Below are 2,967 nucleotides of genomic sequence, written 5' to 3' on the forward strand. Positions count from 1 at the left end.
CCGAGGACAGCAGTCCTCGGCCCCCTTCCGCGTGCCCGCGCACCCCCCTCGAGACCCTGCACCCCGATCGAGCGCGCCATGCCGCCCCATCGAGAGTGCCGTCCGAACGATCGAGCGTGCCCTTCTCGCCTGGTCCCGCCCGTCCCGGCCGTCAGAGGGTGCGCAGCATCCTCGTGTTGCCGAGGGTGTTCGGCTTGACCCGCTCAAGGTCGAGGAACTCCGCCACACCTTCGTCGTAGGAGCGCAGCAGCTCGGCGTAGACGTCTGCCGTCACGGCCTGGCCCTCGATCGGCTCGAACCCGTGCCGGGTGAAGAAGTGCGTCTCGAAGGTGAGGCAGAACAGCCGCTGCACACCGAGCTCGCGGGCGTCGTCGACGAGCCCCTCGAGGATCTGCCCGCCGAGGCCGGACCCGAGGTGGTCGGTGGCCACGGCGAGGGTGCGGATCTCGGCGAGGTCCTCCCACATGACGTGCAGGGCACCACAGCCGACGATGGTGCCGTCCTCGTCCTCGGCGACGCGGAACTCCTGCACCCCTTCGTAGTAGGTCACGGCGTCCTTGGCGACGAGGACGCGGCGCTCGGCGAGCGGCGCGACGAGCCGGCGGATCCCGCGGATGTCCGCGGTGCGGGCCCGGCGGATGGTGGGCCCGCTCACGACAGGTTCCCGTCCTTGAAGTCGGCGAACAGACCCCGCGCCTGCGACCCGAGCACGACGATCGACTGGCCGCTCGCCCAGCCGAAGGCTCCCTGCGCCACGCCGCGTCCGGCCTTCGTCGGGTCGGTCCTGTAGAAGCGTGCGACGAAGGTCAGCATCCGCTCGGCGTCGAGGTCGGTCCTCGCGTACTTGCTCACCGTCGTCATCGCGCCCGGGATGGCCCCCGGCCCGGCGAGCTTGGCCTTGACCGCCGCGGCGAGCATCAGCTCGCCCTGGTGCCGCGACCTGCCGAAGTCGCCGTCCGGTAGGGTCTTGCGCTCCCGGGCGTAGGCGAGCGCCTGGGCTCCCGTCAGGGTCTGCGGGCCCTTCTTGATGACGAGCTTGGCGTGCGAGGCGTTCACGGTCTTGGGAATGACGATCGGGATGCCGCCCTGCTCGTCCACCACCTTCTTGAACCCGCTGAAGCCGATGACGACATACCCCTCGATGGGCAGCCCGGTCACGGACCGGACCGTCTTCAGCTGCGCCGGCGCCCCGCCGAGGGCCATCGCGGAGTTGATCTTGCCCTTGCCGCCGGTGCTGAGCGGCACCCAGAGGTCGCGGGCCATCCCCATGACACCGGCACCGCCCTTCCCGTCCGTGCCCACGACCTGGATCGTGTCGGCCCGGGTGCGGTCCAGCTGCTGCCCCGGGCGTGCGTCCGAGCCGAGGGCGAGCACCCACCGCGGCCCGGACCCCAGGGATGGTTGCTTCACGCCGAGCGAGGGCCACCAGCCGCCGACGACCCGCCACTTCGCGCCCGACGCGACGGCGAGCGTGACGTCGTCGCCGACGGTGACCACGGCGACGGGTGCGCCCTTCCACGTGCCGGTGCTGGCCTTGCCCTGGACCGGGACGTTGGCCGGTCTGCGCTGGGCGAGCGCCGCTCCGGCGGACTTCGAGGCGCCGTCGCCGATGGGCTCGCCCGCATAGACGCGCTGCACCAGCGCGGCCAGCTCGGCGGGCGCCCCCTCGATCCCCGATGACGCCGGAGTCGTGGTGCCGGTGGCGGAGCCGGACGACGGGCCGTTGCTCGTCGCGGTGGAGGGGGACGTGGGTGCCCCGCCGGTGCAGCCGGCGAGCAGGGTGAGCACGGTGAGCGCGGCGGTTCCCGCGACGAGTCGGCCGAGGGGGCGCGGCATGGGATTCACGTGGGCCACGGTAGATGAGGACGGCGCGGTCCGCCGAACCCACAGCGGGCCGCCGTCGCTGAGCCTCACGATGCCGCCTTGCCGCCCGGCTCGCCGGGCGCGCCGGGCTCGTCCGCCTCCTCGAGGGCGGCCTTGAAGGCGCGGCTCGTGCGCACGAACAGGGCCAGGAAGGCGAGCAGGGCCACGCCGAGGATGCCGGCGACCCACAGCGGGGTGCGCTGGCTCAGCGGGGTCACGTCACCCGCGACGAGCGTCCGGCCGTCGCTGGTCCAAGTCAGCTGCACCGGCGCGCCGACCGCCGGCAACGACCCGCAGGCCGTCGTCGAGCGGATCCTCGTGGGAGCGTCCGACTCCTCCGGCGCACCGGCCGGATCGACGGTGACGCGGCACAGCGCCTCTCCCGGGCCGGCGCCGGCGATCGGGGCCTTGGCCGTCACGGTCGCCGGGTAGTTCGTCCCGCTCTCGCCACCCGCGACGTACTGGGCGGCGATGAGCAGCCCGAGGACCAGGCAGACACCGGCGAGCAGGAACCACGTCGCCCGCAGGAGGATCAGCTTCCAGAAGCGAGCGCCCACGGGCCCTCACCCTAACGGTGCCGCGAGGCCGCGTAGATGCGCCGCACGACGTCCTCGATGTCCGGCTCCTCGATCGCGAGGTCGCGCACCTGCGCGCGCGCCGAGACCTCCGCGAGGACGGCGGCCGCTGTCGTCGCGCTCGGCTCGAACGCGAGCCGCTGTCGCAGCCCGTCCCCTTCCGCTCCCAGCAGCGAGGTGTTCGGTATGCCGCTCAGCTCGTCGGTCGGTTCCGCGAGGTCGATCACGAGCACCCTTCTCGCCCCGACGGTCCCGGCAAGTCCGGGCAGGGTGCCGTCGAAGGCGAGGCGGCCCTGGTCCACGACCAGCACACGGTGGCAGAGCCGCTCGATGTCGCCCATGTCGTGCGTCGTCAGCAGCAGCGTCGTGCCGCGCTCCCGGCGCTCCTCGAGGAGGAACTCGCGCAGCCGCTGCTTCGACAGGACGTCGAGACCGATCGTCGGCTCGTCGAGGATGAGCAGCTCGGGCGCATGGAGCAGGGCGGCCGCGATCTCGGCGCGCATCCGCTGGCCGAGGGACAGCGAGCGCA

Annotated in this window: 4 protein-coding genes; all 4 read right to left on the bottom strand. The window is 72.9% G+C overall.

Going from position 1 to position 2,967, the window contains the following annotated elements; all coding sequences use genetic code 11:
- Window positions 1-151: 151 nt before the first annotated feature.
- A complete protein-coding gene (locus N864_RS20840; protein ID WP_034721903.1) occupies window positions 152-655 on the bottom strand; it encodes an amino-acid N-acetyltransferase in 504 nt (167 codons plus the stop codon).
- Window positions 652-1,836 (bottom strand): LCP family protein, encoded by a 1,185-nt coding sequence (locus tag N864_RS23850; RefSeq protein WP_051518887.1) that lies wholly within the window; start codon window positions 1,834-1,836, stop codon window positions 652-654. The genes N864_RS20840 and N864_RS23850 overlap by 4 nt, the downstream gene beginning before the upstream one ends.
- Before the next feature lie 74 nt (window positions 1,837-1,910).
- Window positions 1,911-2,420 carry a hypothetical protein gene (locus N864_RS20850; RefSeq protein WP_034721905.1) on the bottom strand — a complete coding sequence of 170 codons (510 nt, stop codon included), beginning with the start codon at window positions 2,418-2,420 and terminating at the stop codon, window positions 1,911-1,913.
- A gap of 11 nt (window positions 2,421-2,431) precedes the next feature.
- The coding region (locus tag N864_RS20855; RefSeq protein WP_034721909.1) for an AAA family ATPase at window positions 2,432-2,967 on the bottom strand (536 nt) is incomplete at its 5' end.

It is taken from the genome of Intrasporangium chromatireducens Q5-1, assembly GCF_000576575.1.
Classification (GTDB): Bacteria; Actinomycetota; Actinomycetes; order Actinomycetales; family Dermatophilaceae; genus Intrasporangium_A; species Intrasporangium_A chromatireducens.